This window comes from Microbacterium oxydans (assembly GCF_900095745.1).
Taxonomy (GTDB): Bacteria; Actinomycetota; Actinomycetes; order Actinomycetales; family Microbacteriaceae; genus Microbacterium; species Microbacterium oxydans_B.
Map to the genome: position 1 here is coordinate 206,514 of NZ_FMIR01000014.1, position 17,812 is coordinate 224,325.

The 17,812-nt window shown below is 69.5% G+C and carries 18 protein-coding genes; 10 read left to right on the forward strand and 8 right to left on the reverse strand.

What is annotated here, in order from left to right; all coding sequences use genetic code 11:
- The 3 genes from dnaK to BQ2383_RS07445 all read right to left on the reverse strand — a co-directional run bounded on the left by dnaK (nucleotide 1) and on the right by BQ2383_RS07445 (nucleotide 4,252).
- Nucleotides 1-1,866 (reverse strand): molecular chaperone DnaK, encoded by a 1,866-nt coding sequence (gene dnaK, locus BQ2383_RS07435; protein WP_091031926.1) that lies wholly within the window; start codon nucleotides 1,864-1,866, stop codon nucleotides 1-3.
- 215 nt (nucleotides 1,867-2,081) lie between these two features.
- Complete coding sequence (locus BQ2383_RS07440; RefSeq protein WP_091031929.1) at nucleotides 2,082-3,413, reverse strand: HNH endonuclease signature motif containing protein; 1,332 nt, start codon at nucleotides 3,411-3,413, stop codon at nucleotides 2,082-2,084.
- Nucleotides 3,414-3,502: 89 nt separating this feature from the next.
- A complete protein-coding gene (locus tag BQ2383_RS07445; RefSeq protein WP_091031933.1) occupies nucleotides 3,503-4,252 on the reverse strand; it encodes a phosphotransferase in 750 nt (249 codons plus the stop codon).
- A gap of 97 nt (nucleotides 4,253-4,349) precedes the next feature.
- On the opposite strand from BQ2383_RS07445, the gene BQ2383_RS07450 reads away from it, so the two are divergent.
- Together BQ2383_RS07450 and BQ2383_RS07455 are read left to right on the forward strand one after the other, a co-directional pair.
- Entirely contained in the window at nucleotides 4,350-5,150 is an 801-nt protein-coding gene (locus tag BQ2383_RS07450) for a MerR family transcriptional regulator (RefSeq protein WP_029261330.1), read from the forward strand.
- 19 nt (nucleotides 5,151-5,169) lie between these two features.
- On the forward strand, nucleotides 5,170-5,841 hold the full coding sequence (locus BQ2383_RS07455) for a hypothetical protein (protein ID WP_091031936.1): 672 nt from the start codon (nucleotides 5,170-5,172) through the stop codon (nucleotides 5,839-5,841).
- 33 nt (nucleotides 5,842-5,874) lie between these two features.
- On the opposite strand, the gene BQ2383_RS07460 is transcribed toward BQ2383_RS07455, so the two are convergent.
- Nucleotides 5,875-6,336, reverse strand: coding sequence for a DUF3817 domain-containing protein (locus tag BQ2383_RS07460; RefSeq protein ID WP_091031939.1), 462 nt, complete (start codon nucleotides 6,334-6,336; stop codon nucleotides 5,875-5,877).
- Between the two features lie 155 nt (nucleotides 6,337-6,491).
- Here BQ2383_RS07460 and BQ2383_RS07465 point away from each other — a divergent pair, with 155 nt between their 5' ends.
- Nucleotides 6,492-7,409 (forward strand): helix-turn-helix domain-containing protein, encoded by a 918-nt coding sequence (locus BQ2383_RS07465; protein WP_091031942.1) that lies wholly within the window; start codon nucleotides 6,492-6,494, stop codon nucleotides 7,407-7,409.
- A 12-nt stretch (nucleotides 7,410-7,421) separates the two neighbouring features.
- Here the strand turns inward: BQ2383_RS07465 and BQ2383_RS07470 are convergent, their stop codons facing one another.
- Nucleotides 7,422-8,618 carry an MFS transporter gene (locus BQ2383_RS07470; protein WP_091031946.1) on the reverse strand — a complete coding sequence of 399 codons (1,197 nt, stop codon included), beginning with the start codon at nucleotides 8,616-8,618 and terminating at the stop codon, nucleotides 7,422-7,424.
- 117 nt (nucleotides 8,619-8,735) lie between these two features.
- Here BQ2383_RS07470 and BQ2383_RS07475 point away from each other — a divergent pair, with 117 nt between their 5' ends.
- The 5 genes from BQ2383_RS07475 (at nucleotide 8,736) to BQ2383_RS07495 (ending at nucleotide 13,901) form a co-directional block, all read left to right on the forward strand.
- A complete protein-coding gene (locus tag BQ2383_RS07475; protein WP_140403316.1) occupies nucleotides 8,736-9,854 on the forward strand; it encodes a hypothetical protein in 1,119 nt (372 codons plus the stop codon).
- Nucleotides 9,855-10,042: 188 nt separating this feature from the next.
- Complete coding sequence (locus BQ2383_RS07480) at nucleotides 10,043-10,891, forward strand: serine protein kinase RIO (RefSeq protein WP_244175931.1); 849 nt, start codon at nucleotides 10,043-10,045, stop codon at nucleotides 10,889-10,891.
- A gap of 54 nt (nucleotides 10,892-10,945) precedes the next feature.
- Nucleotides 10,946-11,464 carry a DUF3253 domain-containing protein gene (locus BQ2383_RS07485; RefSeq protein ID WP_091031956.1) on the forward strand — a complete coding sequence of 173 codons (519 nt, stop codon included), beginning with the start codon at nucleotides 10,946-10,948 and terminating at the stop codon, nucleotides 11,462-11,464.
- A gap of 77 nt (nucleotides 11,465-11,541) precedes the next feature.
- A complete protein-coding gene (locus tag BQ2383_RS07490; RefSeq protein ID WP_167381559.1) occupies nucleotides 11,542-12,948 on the forward strand; it encodes an MFS transporter in 1,407 nt (468 codons plus the stop codon).
- Between the two features lie 35 nt (nucleotides 12,949-12,983).
- The gene (locus tag BQ2383_RS07495; protein WP_091031962.1) at nucleotides 12,984-13,901 is read left to right on the forward strand and encodes a cation diffusion facilitator family transporter; all 918 of its coding nucleotides are present in this window, start codon (nucleotides 12,984-12,986) and stop codon (nucleotides 13,899-13,901) included.
- 39 nt (nucleotides 13,902-13,940) lie between these two features.
- On the opposite strand, the gene BQ2383_RS19500 is transcribed toward BQ2383_RS07495, so the two are convergent.
- The gene (locus BQ2383_RS19500; RefSeq protein ID WP_244175933.1) at nucleotides 13,941-14,558 is read right to left on the reverse strand and encodes a MarR family winged helix-turn-helix transcriptional regulator; all 618 of its coding nucleotides are present in this window, start codon (nucleotides 14,556-14,558) and stop codon (nucleotides 13,941-13,943) included.
- Between the two features lie 103 nt (nucleotides 14,559-14,661).
- Between BQ2383_RS19500 and BQ2383_RS07505 the strand changes: the two genes are divergently transcribed.
- Nucleotides 14,662-15,426, forward strand: a complete 765-nt coding sequence (locus tag BQ2383_RS07505) for a MarR family winged helix-turn-helix transcriptional regulator (protein ID WP_091031965.1) — start codon at nucleotides 14,662-14,664, stop codon at nucleotides 15,424-15,426.
- 70 nt (nucleotides 15,427-15,496) lie between these two features.
- On the opposite strand, the gene BQ2383_RS07510 is transcribed toward BQ2383_RS07505, so the two are convergent.
- Entirely contained in the window at nucleotides 15,497-16,840 is a 1,344-nt protein-coding gene (locus BQ2383_RS07510; protein ID WP_167381560.1) for an MFS transporter, read from the reverse strand.
- An 89-nt stretch (nucleotides 16,841-16,929) separates the two neighbouring features.
- Here BQ2383_RS07510 and BQ2383_RS07515 point away from each other — a divergent pair, with 89 nt between their 5' ends.
- A complete protein-coding gene (locus tag BQ2383_RS07515) occupies nucleotides 16,930-17,340 on the forward strand; it encodes a winged helix-turn-helix transcriptional regulator (protein WP_091031971.1) in 411 nt (136 codons plus the stop codon).
- Nucleotides 17,341-17,364: 24 nt separating this feature from the next.
- Here BQ2383_RS07515 and soxR read toward each other — a convergent pair whose 3' ends face one another.
- A complete protein-coding gene (soxR, locus tag BQ2383_RS07520; RefSeq protein ID WP_091031975.1) occupies nucleotides 17,365-17,805 on the reverse strand; it encodes a redox-sensitive transcriptional activator SoxR in 441 nt (146 codons plus the stop codon).
- Nucleotides 17,806-17,812 lie beyond the last annotated feature (7 nt).

The window sequence follows — 17,812 nt, forward strand, 5'->3', positions numbered from 1 at the left end:
TTACTTCTTCTCGTCCTCGTCGTCGACGACCTCGGCGTCGATGACGTCTTCCTCAGAGGAGGGAGCGTCACCGGCCGGGGCCTCGCCCTCAGCCGAAGCGCCGGGAGCGGCATCCGCCTGCGAGGAGGCGTAGATGGCCTCGCCGAGCTTGGACTGGGACTGGTTCAGCTTGTCGAACGCGGTCTTCACGGCCTCGTCGTCGTCGCCGGCCAGCGCCGTCTTGAGCGCGTCGACGTCGGCCTTGACCTCAGTCTTCACGTCTTCGGGCAGCTTGTCGTCGTTCTCGGTGATCAACTTGTCGATCGAGTACGCGAGCGTCTCGGCCTGGTTGCGGACCTCGGCGGCCTCACGGCGCGCCTTGTCTTCGGCCGCGTGCTCCTCGGCCTCGCGCACCATGCGCTCGATGTCTTCCTTCGACAGCGAGGAGCCGCCGGAGATGACGATCGACTTCTCGGTGCCGGTGCCCTTGTCCTTGGCGGACACGTGCACGATGCCGTTGGCGTCGATGTCGAAGGTGACCTCGATCTGCGGGATGCCACGGGGAGCCGGAGCGATACCCGTCAGCTCGAACGTGCCGAGCGGCTTGTTGTCGCGCGTGAAGTCACGCTCGCCCTGGAAGACCTGGATCGCGACGGACGGCTGGTTGTCGTCTGCCGTGGTGAAGGTCTCGCTGCGCTTGGTCGGGATGGCCGTGTTGCGCTCGATGAGCTTGGTCATCATGCCGCCCTTGGTCTCGATGCCGAGGCTCAGGGGGGTGACGTCGATGAGCAGAACGTCCTTGCGCTCGCCCTTGAGGACACCGGCCTGGAGGGCGGCACCGACGGCGACGACCTCATCCGGGTTGACACCCTTGTTCGCTTCCTTGCCGGTCTCGCGCTTGACGAGCTCAGCGACCGCGGGCATACGCGTCGATCCACCGACGAGCACGATGTGGTCGATCTCGGACACCTTGATGCCGGCTTCGCGGATGACATCCTCGAACGGCTTCTTGGTGCGGTTGAGCAGGTCCTTCGTGAGGTCCTCGAACTTCGCGCGGGTGATTGTCTCGGAAAGCGACACCGGGCCGGACTCCGTCAACGACAGGTAGGGAAGGTTGATGCTGGTCGAGGTCGAGGAGGAGAGCTCCTTCTTCGCCTGCTCGGCAGCTTCCTTAAGACGCTGCAGGGCGATCTTGTCACCCGAGACGTCGACGCCCGTGGTCTCCTTGAACTGCTTGATCAGGTAGTCGACCAGACGCTGGTCCCAGTCGTCGCCACCGAGGCGGTTGTCACCGGCGGTCGAGCGCACCTGGATCGTGGAGAAGTCGTCGTCCTTGCCCACCTCGAGCAGCGACACGTCGAACGTTCCGCCACCGAGGTCGAAGACGAGGATGAGTTCGTCTTCCTTGCCGCGGTCGAGGCCGTAGGCCAGAGCGGCCGCGGTCGGCTCGTTGATGATGCGCAGGACGTTGAGGCCCGCGATCTCGCCGGCCTCCTTGGTGGCCTGACGCTCGGCGTCGTTGAAGTACGCGGGAACCGTGATGACCGCGTCGGTCACCGTGTCACCCAGGTACGACTCGGCGTCGCGCTTGAGCTTCATGAGGATGCGCGCGGAGATCTCCTGCGGCGTCCACTTCTTGCCGTCGACGTCGAAGCTCCAGTCGGTGCCCATGTGGCGCTTGACGGAAGCGATCGTCCGGTCGACGTTGGTGACGGCCTGGCGCTTCGCGGTCTCACCGACGAGCACCTCCCCGTCTTTGGTGAAGGCCACGACCGAGGGGGTCGTGCGGAAGCCCTCGGCGTTGGCGATGACCTTGGGCTCGCCACCCTCGAGGACGCTGACGACGGAGTTGGTGGTTCCGAGGTCGATACCGACAGCACGTGCCATGTGTTTTCTCCTTTGTTGGAAGTTTCGTTGAACTGGATGTTCATTGTGGTGCGGAAATCTGCGGCGATCAGGGAAACCTGAGTCGCGATGGCTCAACTGTACGCTCGAGCTCCAACCGTGTCAAATCAACTTGATACGAGTCGGCTCAACTTTGCATAACGCGCGCCGGCGAGGCCTCTGTGCACCGCCTCGAGCCGGCGCTTCGGGGCCTGCGATCAGAAGGGCGCCGGGGCGTGCTCCTCCACGAAGGTGACCGTGTTCTGGGGCTGCGGGCGATCGATGTAGACCCGGCCCGTCGGACTCGTCCAGGCATAGGCACCGTCGCCGAGCACCTCGACGACCCACGGCGAATGGTGCTTGAGCACGTGGTGGCGGCGACACAGGTGACCCAGATTTCTCGCGGCGGTCGGCCCGCCGCGAGCGGCATCGTGATGATGGTCGATGTCACAGTCGCGAGCCGCATAACCGCAGGCCGGGAATCGGCAGCGTTGATCTCGGGCCCGCAGATGCCGTTTCAGTTCGGAACCGGGCCGGTAGCGATCGACCGCGAGGAGCGCACCTGTGATCGGGTGCGTGAGGATCCGGTCCCACCCCGACGCGGCACCCGCAAGAGCTTTCGCCGAGGCGGCGTCGATCGGCGTGCGCCCGTCGAGTTCAGCCGGAGTCGCGCCGCGCCCCATCAGGGTCGTGACCGGAACGGTGACCGAGACCGATCCGCGGATCGCGGCAAGGAGGCCATCGGGGGTGTCGTGACCCGCTGGAGCGCCGGTGAGTAGCAGGTCGAGCGCGAGATCGGCGCGGAGTTGCGCGACGGTGCGCCGATCGTCATCCTCGTGCTCCTGTGCGCACTCTTCCTGCTGCGCCGAAGCCTGCTCCTGCGCCGAGGCCTGCTCCGGAGATCCCGACGTCTGCACGCTCTGCGCCATCTGCGTCAGTCGCTCGAACGCGCCATGGACGAGCGCGGCGGGGCCGAGCAGCCCGAGCTGGGACATGCCGTCGCCGACGTCCTTCACCCACACCGATCTCTTCTCCCGAGCATCCCCGTGCCGCTCATCGACCGACCGGGACTGGAACCGCTCCGCGACCCGCCGCCCGTGCCGCGACACCCGGTTCGGGGACTCGGATTCGGCGAACGGGACCATCTCGGCGGAGTATGCGTCGCGATCGGCGGCGTCTTCCAGGTGTTCAGCCGCATCGCAGATCGCCCGCGCATGTGCGGCGCTGATCCGCCCGGCTCCCTGGGCGGCCCACACCAGCGGGAAGCGCTCCACCCGCCACACCGCCTCCGTCATCCGCGCCTGCACCGTGCGGTCGCTCACCCGTAGTGCCGCCGCCATCTCCGCCGCGACCGTGCGAGCCGCGAGGTCGCCGAAATCGGGGTGGTCCGCCTCATCGGCAACCTGCAGCGCCAGCCGGGAACCAACTGCGAGAACGCCGTCGCGCGCGGCCTGCAGACTGCTGATCGTGCGCTCCAACCCGACGAGCATGTCGGTGAGCTCGGCAAGCGTCTCCACCTGCTCGACCGTCGCTTCCGCCAGTGCTGCCATACCTCGAGTCAAGCAGGGGCCACCGACATCCAAAGGGCCAGATCAGGCCGGGAAAACGAAATGCCGATATACGGTTCGGGAAGACGCGCTCAACCCTGTTCGAGCGCCTGGACCCACTCCCGCCGATGTTCCCGGACGTACCGCAGAGCCCTCGTCCAGTGGTCGCCGTGACCGCTCGCGTGCATCGACGCCCACGGCTCCTCGCCCGTCGAGCGCGCGCCCTCAAGGAGCGAGAGCATCGCCGCCGTCCGCTCCTCCATCGCCTGCGGCAGATCACCACGCAGTACGGGGCTCGCCCCGTAACCGTCGACGAACGCTGCGAGATCGCCGGCCGCGCTCTCCGCATCGCGCTCGACGTCGGACAACGTGAACGCCTGCGCCGCGTAGGCGAGATCCCAGAGCCGGGTGCTCGGCGCTGCCGCATCCCAGTCGATGAAGACCCATCGGTCCCCGGTGACGAGGTTCCAAGGGCCGAGATCGTTGTGACAGACGATCTCGGCACCCGGCGCGGGAATCGCAGTCTGCCACACGGCATGCCGCGGAGGCACATAGCGAGCGCTCGCGTCGTGGATCCGCCGGATCATCGATCCGACCCGGCGCAGGTCGACCACGGACAGCGGAGCGGCCGCGATCGCGAGCCGACCGGGGACGAATTCGATGGCCTGTCGTCCTTGCTCGTCCCGGCCGCGCGGTTGCGGAGCATCAACTCCCGCCTCCCGTAGCGCCGTGACGAAGTGGCTGACGCTCGGGGTTGCATCCGACCACGCTTTGCGCACGGTGTCGCCGATGCGCACCACCGTCCCGCTCGCGTTCCCGCCTGTCAGCACCTCTTCGTCCACGCGTCGACGTTAGCGCGTCGCCGTCGGCAGGCTGTCGACCGCGCATCCCGAAAGCGATACTTGACCCTGACACTGTGGCAGACGGGAGAACAGAGACATGTTGTCCATCGGAGCGTTCGCGCAGATCGGCCAGGTGACCCACCGCATGCTGCGACATTGGGACACGGCCGGCCTGCTCGTCCCTGCCCACGTGGACGAGTTCAGCGGCTACCGCTCCTACGACCCCTCGCAACTGGATCGTCTGCATCGGATCGTTGCCCTGCGTCAGCTGGGCTTCGGGCTCGATGACATCTCGTCGATCCTCGACCGAGGAGTCGACGCCGACCGCATCGCCTCCCTGCTGCGGATCCGCCGCGCGGAGGTCGAGCTGGAGCACCGGGTCGCCGCAGAGAGACTCGTCGACGTGGAGCGGCGCCTCCACCTCATCGAGAAAGAGAACCACATGTCCCCGATCGAGATCGTCGACAAGCCCCTCCCGGCCGTCCGACTCGCCGCCATCCGCACCGTCGTCGCCGATCAGTCGTCCGTCGCCGCCGTCGTGGGCCCGTCGTTCGACGCCGTGGCTGCGATCATCGGCGACGAGCACTCGCTCTCCACCCCGATCGCCCAGTACGAGACGCTCGACGACGGCCTGCAGGTCATCGTCGGGTACACGTACTCCGGCCCCGCACGCGACGGGTTCGAGATCATCGAACTCCCAGCCGCGAACGAAGCGGTGTGCGGCATCCACCTCGGGTCGATGGACCGCATCGCCGAGAGCTGGCACGGCATCCACACCGAGATCTTCGCCCGCGGTCTGGTGCACGACGGGCCGTGCCGAGAGCTGTACGTCCGCGCCGTATCGGACGACCAGTCGGACTGGGTCACCGAGCTGCAGCAGCCCGTCCGACGCGCCTGAAGTGGCTAGGCTGACGGGCATGACGTGGACCCCCTCCGCCACCCGCCGCCTCGGCACCGCAGCCGCCATCGTGACGCTCGCGATCCTGCCCCTGAGCGGATGCCTGTACGCGCAGATCCCTGCAGCTGCTCCCTCTGCCGCGCCGTCGCCCGGCACGGAGACCGACGGGACGGATGCCCCGGACACCCCCACCGGGGGCACCACACTGACCTTCGACGAGGGCCTCGACCTCGATCCCGACACCTACATCGAGTGGGGGGACGGGTTCATCGCCGACGAGCAGTGGGAGATGGTCTCGCCCGACGACGGCAACGGCGGCTGGACGTACGGCACGGCGGACGGGACCTGCACGGTGCGGTTCTGGCAGGGCCACATGACCGATGTGCCCGTCGTCGAGGGCGATGACAGCGCGTCGTCCGATGCGATCCTCGGCGTGCTGCTGGAGACCCCGACGGCCGACATCACCCCCGTCGCCACCACCGGTGAATTCAGCTACATGGCGGGCGGCAACGGGGGCGTCGAGATGCGTCAGGTCAGCGCGGTGGACGGCTCCCGCTCCTGGCTCATGGCCGCGCGCGCGTTCACGCAGACCGGAGTCGGCCTCTACACGATCGTGGACTGCACCGCGAACGACGCGGAGAAGATCATGGACGCCGTCACCGAGGCGAACGCGATCGTCGTCACGCCCTGACCGGCTCGCAGACCGGGCGCACTCCGAAACGGCTCACTTGCCGCCGGGAGGACCGACCAGCAGCAGGATCACGTACAGCGCCACGATGCCGACGGCCAGAAGCAGCGCCAGCACCCAGGGCCTGCGGAGGAACCACCGCATCAGCCGGTCGTACCAGCGGCGATCCCGCGGGTCATCCGTGGCCTCCAGGCGCCAGGCGCCATCGAGGCGACCGGTGCGGTGCAGCCAGATCTCCATCGGGATCGTCGCGTACGGGATCACGGCGCTGACCACCGCGAGCACACCGACGCCGAGGTGCCAGCGCTGGTTCAGCGCGACCAGGATCGCCGTCGCCGCATAGGCGAGGAACACGAATCCGTGGATGCCGCCACCCACCGTCACCACGACCCCGGGCGCGCCGACGGCACGGGCGATGATCGCGGCGATCAGGATCGTCCAGGTGATCGCCTCCGCGATCGCGAGAACACGGAACAGGCGGTCGGGGGTACGGAACACGGAACTCCTCGGGTGGGGGTCCTCCCACCGTATCCGGCGGTCATCGCCGTCGAATCAACCGAATGGTTGAGAACGCCACGACGATGCGCCCCGTCTCGCGCCTCGAAGAAAGTCGACGGCGGAATAGCAGGCCCGGCAGCGGCGTTGCCGAAGGCATGGTGACAGTGGATGCAGACGCGATCTCGCAGGTGCTCGGCGCCGTCGACCTCCGCGTCGGCGTCGGCCGTCGGATGACTCTCGCCTCCGGCACGCTGCTGCCGATCCCGTCCGGCGCCATCACCCTCGTGTACATCGTGGAGGGCGGCGTGCACGGGCATCCGCCGCTCGGCGACGGCTGCCGCCTCGAGGTCGACCCGGACTCGCATCGCCTCACCCTCGATCCGGGCAGCCGCCGCGACGTGCTCGTCGCGGGCGACGCCTTCCTCACCCTCGGTCGCACACCGTTCGCGCTCGAAGCCCGGGGCAACACGAGCATCATGATCGCCGAGATCGTGCTCGCGGATGCTGCGTCGCCGCTGCCCGCGCTGCTCCCGCCGTTCCTCACGGTCACCGGATTCGACGCGGTCGAGCCGGCCGCCGCCGCCCTGGCCCTGAACATGGGCCTCGTCGATCACACCGTGCTCCCGGCCCGTCAGGGCGACCCGGTCATCTGCCGCATGATGGCGACGACCGTGCTGCTGTCGGTCATCCGCGCCTGGGCGGCGAACGGCTGCGCACCGGCGGGCTGGCCGTCTCTGTCGAACGATCCGTTCCTCGACCGCGTCGTCGACGCCATCCACGAGGAGCCCGGCCGCGACTGGACGGTCGAACGCCTCGCGGCCATCGGCGCCATGTCGCGGTCGACGTTCGCCGAGCGGTTCCGCAACGCCGTCGGCCGCTCCCCCGCGGACTACGTCACCGAGGTCCGGGTGGATGCGGCCAAGCGGATGCTGGATGCCGGGCGGAGCGTGTCCGAGATCTCCCGCGAGCTGGGCTATGCCTCAGACGAGGGGTTCAGCCGCGCGTTCCGACGCCGCACCGGGTTGACCCCCACATCCTGGCGTCTGGCCAACCGGATCCCGGTCTCCGCCTGACGCCGCGCCACGTCAGGCGCGGCTGCTGACCCGATTCGACACCCCGAAGAGCACGGCACCGGCGAGCAGCGCGGCCGCACCGAGCACGTAGACCAGCTCGACGTTCAGGGTGTCGACGAGCAGCCCGCCGACGCCGGCCGCGATGGTGATCGCCCCCTGGAAGCCCACGACGACGAGGCTGCCGCCGGCCTCGAGCCGATCCGGCATCCGGTGCCCGACCCAGGTGTTCGCGACGATCAACCAGGACGAGAAGAAGAAGCCCCACACCACCACCACGATGCCCACGCCCAGGATCGAGCCGGAGAACAGGATCATCGAGATCACGGACACGGCGATCACCAGGGGCGCGAACACGGCGAAGAAGGCGAACGTGCGGTCGATGACGAGCCCGATCGTGATGTTGCCGAGGAGGCCGCCGACACCGAACAGCGCGAGCAGCACCACGATCGTCGAGGCGTCGACGTCGGGGATGCGCTCCAGCGCGAGACGCACGTAGGTGTAGGCGAGGAAGTGCCCGAGCACCACGAGCACGTGCCCGACCATGCCGAGCCCGATGCCCGGGCGACGCAGCGTGTCGACGAGCAGGCGCAGGCTCGACGCGCGCTCGGCCGGCACCGAGGGCAGTGTGAATCGCAGGACGACCGCGAGCACCACCATCAGCCCGCCCGCGATGGCGAAGACCATCCGCCAGTCGACGAGCTCGCTCAGCATCACGCCCAGCGGCACGCCGGCCACCGTCGCCAGCGAGACGCCCGCGGACGTGAACATGACGCCGCGACCGAGGTTCTCAGGTCCTGCGAGCCGGGCGGCGACAGTGATCGACATCGCCCAGAACGCGCTGATCGCGGCGCCCAGCAGGAAGCGCGCCAGCAACACGATGATCAGGTTCGGCGAGATCGCCACGATGAGGTTCGAGACCGCCGCGGCGAGCGCCATCCACACCAGCAGCGACCGTCGGTCGAGGCGCGGGAAGATCAGTCCGATCGTCGGCGCGACGACGAGACCGACGAGGGCCGTGACAGTGACGGTCTGCCCGGCCTGACCGGGAGTGACGCCGAGCCCGTCGGCCATCTCCGTCAGCACGCCGTTGGGAAGGAACTCTGCCGTGACCAGCAGGAAGCCCATCAGCATCAGCACGATCAGTCCGCTGTAGCGGATGCGGGTGACGGCCGAGGCCGGCACGGTGGGGACGGGCGCTGTGATGGTCATGGTTCCACGGTCGCAGCATCCGGATGCCGTCGCCCGATCAGGCGTCCGCCGCAACCGACCGATCGTCCGACGACATCGGCACACCGATCTCCCAGCCGGAGCTTGCAGAGTGTGGGGATGCAGGATCGGGGAGGGTCACGGCGGCGGATGCTGCGCGGTGCCGCCGTCATCGCAGCGATCATGTTCGTCTCCGGGTGCACGCCGCCCGCGCCCGGTCCGGACGACTGGGCCCTGGAGCCGATCTCATTCCAGAACTCGTTCGTCGGTTCCGGACCGGAGGCGACTCCGGCCGGTCCGCCGACCGATCTGACGTACGGGATGCACGTGCTGTCGTCCGACGGGGCGGGCGGGTTCTGGACGGCGTCTTCCGGGTCGTGGCTGCACGTCGGGGCCGATGGCGAGACGCTCGCCAGGTTCGACACCGAGCCCAGCGGCCCGCTCTCGAAGATCAGGGCGATGGCACCGCTGTCGCCGACCGAACTCGTCGTGGTGCAGGGCGACCGGGCCCACGTGATGCCGATGCTCTCGGTGTTCGACACCACCACCATGACGCTGCGAGACCTGCCGGGCGACGCCGTGGGCGACGAGGGCGACCTCGACTTCGGCGACTTCGAGTTCGGTGACGTCGCGGTGCACGATGGCGACGCGATCGTCGTGCGCTACCAGCCGCGTCCTCCCGACGACTACCTCGACTTCGAGGTACTGCGCGTCGATCTCGACAGTGGCGCCAGGACCCTGCTGCACAGCGGGCCGGTCGAGCTCGACGATGCGCCCGGCGCTCGACCCGGTGTCCCGCCGATCGGCATCGATGTCGACGACGCCGGGCGCATGTATCTCGCGAGCCCGACCGCACGGATCGTACTCGCGGCCGACGGCACGGAGCTGAGCCGCGAACCGCAGGTCGCCGACCACCCGCTCGTCGCCGCCGCTCCCGACGGCACCGCCCTGTGGTGGGGTGGAGAGCCGGAGCAGAGCGACGCGCAGGGCGTGATCGTCGGCGGCTCGTCCGAAGCGCGACAGGCGATCGAGCCCCGCATGCACTGCGCGGAGACCTCGAGCAGCGACATCCCTCGCCGCGGCGACGCCCTCCGCCTCAGCGACTCCGCGGGACAGCATCCGCTGCCGTTCCTGTGCGGCGCGAACGCCGCCGCGTGGACGGACGGGTCCTGGGTGGTCGCGACCGGCGGCGAGGGCGACGGCGTGCTCGTGCGGGTCACGCCGCCCACCGGGAGCTGACCCGCACCCTGGACACGCCCGCCACCCACGCCCTATGCTCGACGACGCACCGGGAAGCGCCCGGGAAGCTCGAGCGGAAGGAGCCGAAGACATGAACACGGTCTTTGTCGCGCTCACCGCCGACCGCCTTCCCTTCGAGGCCACCCGCTCCTGACCCTGGCGTGGCCTCCTGCTCCCGGAGCCACACCTTGTCTGATCACTTCACTTCCTCATTCGACTCCCTCGAAACCGAACTCTCCTTCGCCGACGTCGATCCCGGCGAGGGGCAGCGCTGGTCCACCTGGCCGGCGATCACCCCGTCCGAGCGCGGCCCTCAGCCGTGGCCGGCGTGGGTGGTGACATCGGCGGGCGCGCTCGACACCGAACGCGGCATCCTCAAGACCGGCAAGGAGGCCGACGTGTTCCTGCTCGAACGCGCCGTGCCGGACGACCCGACGCAGCACACGCTGCTCGCGGCGAAGCGCTACCGCAGCGCCGAGCACCGCAGCTTCCACCGCTCGTCCGTCTACACCGAGGGCCGCAGCACCCGGAACACCCGCGACACCCGCGCCCTCGCCAGGAAGTCGGACCACGGCCGCGAGGTCGCCGCGGCGCAGTGGTCGTTCGCCGAGTTCGAGGCGCTGTGCCGGATGTGGGAGCTCGGCGCCCCCGTGCCCTACCCGGTGCAGGTCAACGGCACCGAGCTGCTGATGGAGTTCCTCGGTGACGCCGACGGCACGGCCGCTCCCCGGCTCGCCCAGGTGCGCAGCGACCGCGCGGAGCTGCAGGAGTACTACGCCCAGGTGGTCGATCTGATGCTCATCTTCGCCGCGGCCGGCTTCGCCCACGGCGACCTGTCGGCGTACAACCTGCTCGTGCACGAGGGGCGAGTGCGGGTGATCGACCTGCCGCAGATCGTCGACATCATCGCGAACCCGCAGGGACTCGATCTGCTGCACCGCGACTGCGTGAACATCTGCGACTGGTTCGCCCGACGCCGGGTCGAATGCGACGCCGAGGAGCTGTTCGCCGAGATGCTCGCGGCGTCGTACGCGTGAGCGTCGCTCGTCAAGGGGCTGGAGGGCGCCCCGCCAGCCCGAGACACTGTCGGCATGGCGGAGCACGAGCGGGACGCGGCGCGCGAGCGGGACGACGGCCCGGAGCGCACCCCCGACGGCCACCACATCATCGTGAACGGACGGCGGTGGCGCGCATCCGATCCGTCGATCCCCGATGCACTGCGCCAGGAGCTGGTCGACGAGCTGATGGCGGCCCGGCGCGCGGTGAAGGCGTCGGAGCCCGACGCCCGGCGCCGGGTGCAGGACGCCAAGAACGCACTGGGCGAACGAGGCGCCCCCTGGTGGGAGGCGCGCTCCGGCGACGCCTTCGACGAACGCATCGCCGCGGCGATCCGAGCGCTCACCCGCAAGCGGTCGGACTCCTCGATCTGCCCCAGCGACGTCGCACGCGCGGTCGGCGGCGAGGGCTGGCGCGCGCGCATGGATGACGTCCGACGCGTCGCGGCGGAACTCGCCGCCCGCGACGAGATCGTGGTGACGCAGAAGGGCGAGCGCGTGCGCATCGACGAGACCCGCGGCCCGATCCGCATCCGGCGCGGTCCTGCGCTCTGACCCGCAACGGATCACGCACGATCAGGCGTGCGGCGCGCCGTCACCGGGCGTTCACCGGGGGCCGCCAGACTTCCCCCATGAGCGAACCCGAATCGCGCCAGGGCGTCCCCGAGCCCGTGGCGACCGCCAACAGCGGCGCCGTGGCCGTCGTCGGCCTCGACCTGCGCGGCGAGACGCCCGCCCCCAAGAAGCAGGTCTACTCCTGGGCACTGTGGGACTGGGCGACGCAGCCCTTCAACACCGTCATCCTGACGTTCGTGTTCACGGCGCTGTATCTCGTCGGTGAGGGATTCCTCCCCGCGGACGTGGCGGCGCTCGACGAGAACGACCAGGTGCGGCTCGCCGCCGAGGCGGACCTCGCCTCCGGGCTCGGGCTGGGCTCGACCATCGCCGCCTTCGGCATCCTGCTCCTCGCTCCGGTTCTGGGTCAGCGGGCGGATGCCGCGGGGCGCCAGAAGCTCTGGCTCGGGATCGGCACCGGAGCGCTGATCCTCTGCATGCTGGGCCTGTGGTTCGTCGAACCGACGCCGAGCCTGTTCTGGCTGGGCGTCGCCCTGATCTCGGCCGCGACCGTGTTCCAGGAGATCGCCGCGGTGAACTCCAACGCGATGCTCATCGGCATCGCGACCCCGAAGAACGTCGGCCGCATCTCGGGCCTCGGGTGGGGCTTCGGCTACCTCGGCGGCATCATCGCCCTGGTGATCGTGGTCGTGCTCGACACCTTCGACTGGTTCGGCATGTCGACCGACAACGGCCTCGCCTATCGACTGATCGCCGTCGGATGCGCCGTGTGGGCGATCATCTTCAGCATCCCGATCTTCCTCAACGTGCCGGAGCCGTCGCTCGGTCGCCCGGAACGCAAGGTCGGCTTCTTCGCCTCCTACCCGCTGCTGGTGAAAGACGTCGCGGGGCTGTACCGCAACGAGGAGACGCGGCCCACGTTCTGGTACCTGCTGGCGAGCGCCGTCTTCCGCGACGGGCTGGGCGGCGTGTTCGCCTTCGGAGCGATCATCGGCACGGCCGTGTTCGACTTCGAGGCGCAGGAGATCATCATCTTCGGCATCGTCGCGAACCTGATCGCCGGCGTCTCCACGATCGCCGCCGGCCGACTCGACGACCGCCTCGGGCCGAAGCGGATCATCCTCGCCTCGATCGGATCGATGATCGTCGCCGGCCTCGCGGTCTTCTTCCTGCGGGACGCCGGGGCGATGGTCTTCTGGATCGGCGGCCTCGTCCTGTGCGCGTTCGTCGGTCCGGCGCAGGCGGCGGCACGCTCGTTCCTCGCCCGCGTGACCCCGGCCGGCCGAGAGGGCGAGATCTTCGGCCTCTACGCCACGACCGGTCGCGCCGCGAGCTGGATGGCCTCCGGCGCCTGGACGCTCCTGATCGTGCTGACGAGTCAGACCGCCTACGGCATCCTGGGCATCGTGGTCGTCCTGATCGCCGGCTTCCTGCTGCTGCTTCCGGTGAAGGCGCCGCGCTGAGTCCTGCACACCCGCGGCGGGAGTAGCCTGACCGCGTGACCGTGATCCTCGCCTTCCTCGCCAACATCCTCGTCGCGGTGGCGAAGACGATCGCCGCGATCATCACCTCCTCGGCATCGATGGTCGCCGAGGCAGCGCACTCCTGGGCGGATGCCGGTAACGAGGTGTTCCTCCTCATTGCCGACCGCAGCGGCGCGAAGACCAAGGATGCGCGGCATCCGCTCGGCTACGGACGCAACGCCTTCGTGTGGTCGCTCATCGCCGCCTTCGGAATCTTCACGGCCGGCTCGATCGTGTCCATCATGCACGGCATCCAGGAGCTGTCCGACACCGGTCCCGTCGAGAGTCCGATGGTGGCCTACATCGTGCTGGGGGTCTCGTTCGTGCTCGAGGGTGCGTCATTCACGCAGGCGATGGTCAAGTCGCGGCGCCTGGCCAAGGAGCGCGGATCGTCGACCTGGGACTTCGTGCTGGAGACGAGCGACACCACGCTCCGCGCCGTGTTCTTCGAGGACTCCGCGGCGCTCATCGGCCTGGCGATCGCGGCCGGCGCCATCGCGATGCACCAGATCACCGGCGTCGCGGCCTGGGACGCGATCGGCTCGATCCTCGTCGGCGTGCTGCTGGGCGTGGTCGCGATCATCCTGATCCGGCGGAACATCGCCTTCCTGGTCGGGGCCACGGCGGCGCCGAAGCTGCGGTCCCGCGTCGGCACCGCCCTGCTGGGGCTGGACGACATCGAGCGGGTCACCTACCTGCACATCGAGTACGTGGGCCCGAACCGGCTGTTCATCGTGGCCGAGATCGACCTGGCCGGCGACGCCCGCGAGCACGATGTGGCCCGCCGGCTGCGCGACGTCGAGCGGCGGATCGAAGCCCATGAGGCCGTCGAGACGGTCGTGCTGTCGCTGTCGGTCGACGACGAGCCGTCGCTCGAGTTCGCGCGCGCCTAGGGCGCAGCCCCGCGCCGGCCGGTGCGGCGCGGGGCTGGTTCAGCGCTGCCAGTTGTCGGCGAGCTTGTTCAGCAGCCGGGCGAGCTCGACGCGCTCGTCGTCGGTGAAGGAGGCGAGCGCGTTCGTGAGCATCTCGCGACGCTCCCCGCGCATGCCGCGGGCGAGCTTGCGACCCTCGTCGGTGAGCGCGATGCGCGTGCGCCGCGCGTCGTCGGGGTCGGCCTCGCGGCGCACGAAGCCGTGATCGACGCCCTGCTGCACGAGTCGTGACGCGCGCGGCTGATCGACGCCGATCGCGATACCGAGATCGCTGACGCTCAGCGGAGCGGATGCCGCGGACAGCGCCTCGAGCATGCGCATGCGCGCCGGTCCGCCGAGACGACCCGACGGGTCGGCCATCCAGGGCGGCATGCCGGGGTGTCCGCGGTGGTGGTCGAAGTGCTCGCGGGCATCGTCGTCCTGCGACCCGCCGTGCGGACCCCCGTGCCAGCCGTGCGGACCACCGTGGCCACGACCGCGCTCGGCGGGACCGCGACCGCCCGGACCGCGCTCACCCGGACGACGCCCACGCAATCGGGACAGTGCCTTCGCGATGGCTTCGGCCGGATCCTGCGCGGCGGGATCCGGCGCGGTGGGGTCGTGCGGTTCGGTGGTCACCCGCCGATTTTACATGCGACTTGACATGCATCGCTACTCCATGTCACACTACATGTACATGCACTGTGACATTCACATGCACACTGACAACTAAGGACTTCCCATGAACACCTCTGAATCACAGAACCCCGAGAACGCCTCCCGCCCCTTCGGCTACTGGCTGAAGGCCGCCGACCGCCTGATGGCGGCCGAGTTCGCCACCGCCTTCGAGGGCGAGCACGCCAGCCGCCGCGACTGGCGAATCCTCAACATCGTCGACGGCACCGTCACGTCGGATCGTCGACTGAACGAGCACAAGCTGCACCGCCTCATCGAGCGCGGCTGGGTCGCCCCCGACGGGGACGGCTGGACGCTCACCGACGAGGGCCGCGCGGCGAAGGATCGCCTCGGCGCCCTCGTCGACGGCATCCGCGCGAAGGTGTCGAGCGCTGTCTCCGACGAGGAGATGGCCACGACGCTCGCCTCGCTCGAGAAGATCGCCCGCGCCTTCGGCTGGGACGAGGAGACCCCTCTTCCCCGCGGCCGTCGGCACGGCTTCGGCGGACCCCGCCACGGACGCGGATTCCCGCGCGGCTTCGGGCGTCCGTTCGGCCGCGGCTTCGGCCACGGACCCGAGCACGGCCCCGAGCACGGCTTCGGTCCGGATGCGGATGCCGAGCACGGCTGCCGCCACGGCGAAGCGGGTGCCGGACACCGCGGTCACGGCCGCGGGCACGGACACCCCGGGCACGGCGACCACGGTCACGACGACCGGGGCCACGGACACCACGGCCACCGTGGACACGGTCCGCACCGTGCCGAGCGCATCGCTCAGCACGCCTTCGAGCGCGGCTTCGACGCGGGCTTCACCCGCGGTCGCGACGCCTGACCTGCCGTCACCCATCACGAAGCGCCCCACCCGACAGCCGGGTGGGGCGCTTCTCGCTGTCAGCGGCAGATCAACGCACAGCGCGGCGTGTCAGCGGGACCAGCGCAGCAGCTGTGACCACGACGGCCGCCACGAGCACCGCCGCCACGAATCCACCCGTGACGAGGACCGCGGCGATCGTGCCGAACACCGCGATGCCGAGCCCGCCGCCGAGCGCGAAGCCCACCTCCTGGATCGCGCCGACCTGGCCGGCCTGATCCTCGGTCGTCACCTCGAACAGCGCCGTCGCGGCGAGCGTCGCGCCGACACCGAACCCGAGCCCGACGAGCACGAGCGGGATCGCCACGACCGCCGGGTCGAACGCGAGCCAGACGAGCCCGACCGCCTGCAGCATCAGCGCCAGCACGGTGAGCGCGTTCGCCGAGAGCCAGCGCAGGGCGAGCGGCGCCACGACACCGCCGATCGCGATGGCCACGGCCTGCGGCAGCAGCGCGATTCCCGCCTCGGCGGCACTCTGCCCGCGCGAGTCCTGCAGATGCAGGCTCACCAGCAGCACCGAGGCCGATGACACTCCGCTGCTCACGATGATCCGGATGATCGCGGGGCTGAACCCCGGCATGCGGAACAGCCCTGTGTCGATGAGCGGATCGCGGAGCCGCCGCTGCCTGCGCACGAAGAACACCAGGCTCAGGATCGCGATCACCGCCGCGACCACCGCCGACATCGGTGCCGCGAGGGCTTCATGCAGCGCGAAGACGAGGGCACCGAGCGCGACGATCGACGACAGGATGCTGGGCACGTCCCAGGACGGGCGCTGCGAGCTGCGCGAGTCGGGCACGAGCCACGCGGCCAGGAGCCCCGCGATCACCGCGAGCGGAACGCTCCCCAACAGCAGCCAACGCCACCCCGGCCCCTCGGCGAGCACTCCGCCGAGCACCGGCCCGAGCGCGCTTCCGGTGCCGAAGGTCGCCGTCCACAGGCCGTAGGCCAGCACGCGTTCACGCGCCTGGAACTTGGCGCCGATCGTCGCGACCACGCCCGCGATGACGAACGCCTCGGCGACCCCGAGCAGGGCCCGTACGACGATGAGCACCAGGCCGCTGCTGGCGAGCCCGCCGACCACGTTCAGAACAGCGAAGCCGGCGAGACCGATCAGGATGATGCTCTTGCGCCCGAACGCATCGCCGATCCGCGCGGCCACGATCAGCGTCGCGGCCAACGACAGGGCGTACACATCGACCAGCCAGAGCCCCTCGGTGTCGGTCAGGCCCAGCTCGCCGCGGATCGCGGGGAGGGCGGTCGAGACGCTGCTGATCGCGAGGGCGCCGATGAGCACTCCGAGCAGGAGCGGGACCATCGCGAACCAGAGGCGAAGGGAGGAGCGAGTGCTGACGAGAGTGGGGGTGTTGGTCACGGTCTCAGTCTGTAAAGTACAGACAGAAGCCACAAGTACGGTCATTTCTGATACGTACTGACACTTCGGATACTAAAGGGGGCCATGCCATGCGGGAGAAGACCGAGCGCATCATCCGCGACTGGACCGAGACCTGCGACGCCGAGGTGTCGATCGCGGTGCTCGGCGGGGCCTGGAAGCCCAGCATCCTGACCCTGCTCGGCGAGCACGAGGTGCTGCGCTTCGGCGAGCTCGGACGCCTGCTCGAGAACCCAACCGCACGCGTGCTCACCCGTCAGCTGCGCGAGCTCGAGGAGGACGGACTCATCACCCGCACCGTGTACCGGGAGGTGCCGCCCAAGGTCGAGTACCGACTCAGCGAGCTCGGCGCGAGCTCCGGGCAGCTGCTGACCGAACTGACCCGCTGGGGCACGCTCTACGCCGGCCGGCAGCGGTCCGTGCTCACCGAGACAGCCGACGCGCCGTCCACACCGGAAGCCCTCACAGCGGCGACCTCCTGAGACTCGCGCACGCGAGTTCCGCCCTCAGATCCGGCGCGGTCCCGGACCGTCGGTGCCGAGCGCATCCTCGGGGTTCAGCAGACGGCACGCCTTCATCGACAGGCAGCCGCAGCCGATGCATCCGGTGAGCTCGCGCCGCAGGTGCTCGAGCTGCGTGCGGCGGAGGTCGAGCTGCTCCCGCCACAGCTTCGCCACCCGCTGCCAGTCGTGCTGCGAGGGCGGCTCATCCGTAGGCAGGCTCTCGAACACCTCGTGCACGTCGGTGAGGGGGATGCCGAGGCGCTTGGCGACCACGATCAGTGAGATCCGCCGCAGCATGTGCCGCCGGTAGCGGCGCTGGTTGCCCGCGGTGCGTGTCGAGACGATGAGTCCGAGCTGTTCGTAGAAGTGCAGTGCCGTCGCCGGCACCCCGCTGCGGCGGACGACTTCGCCGATCGGCAGCAGATCATCGGGTTCCAAAGACATCTGCACC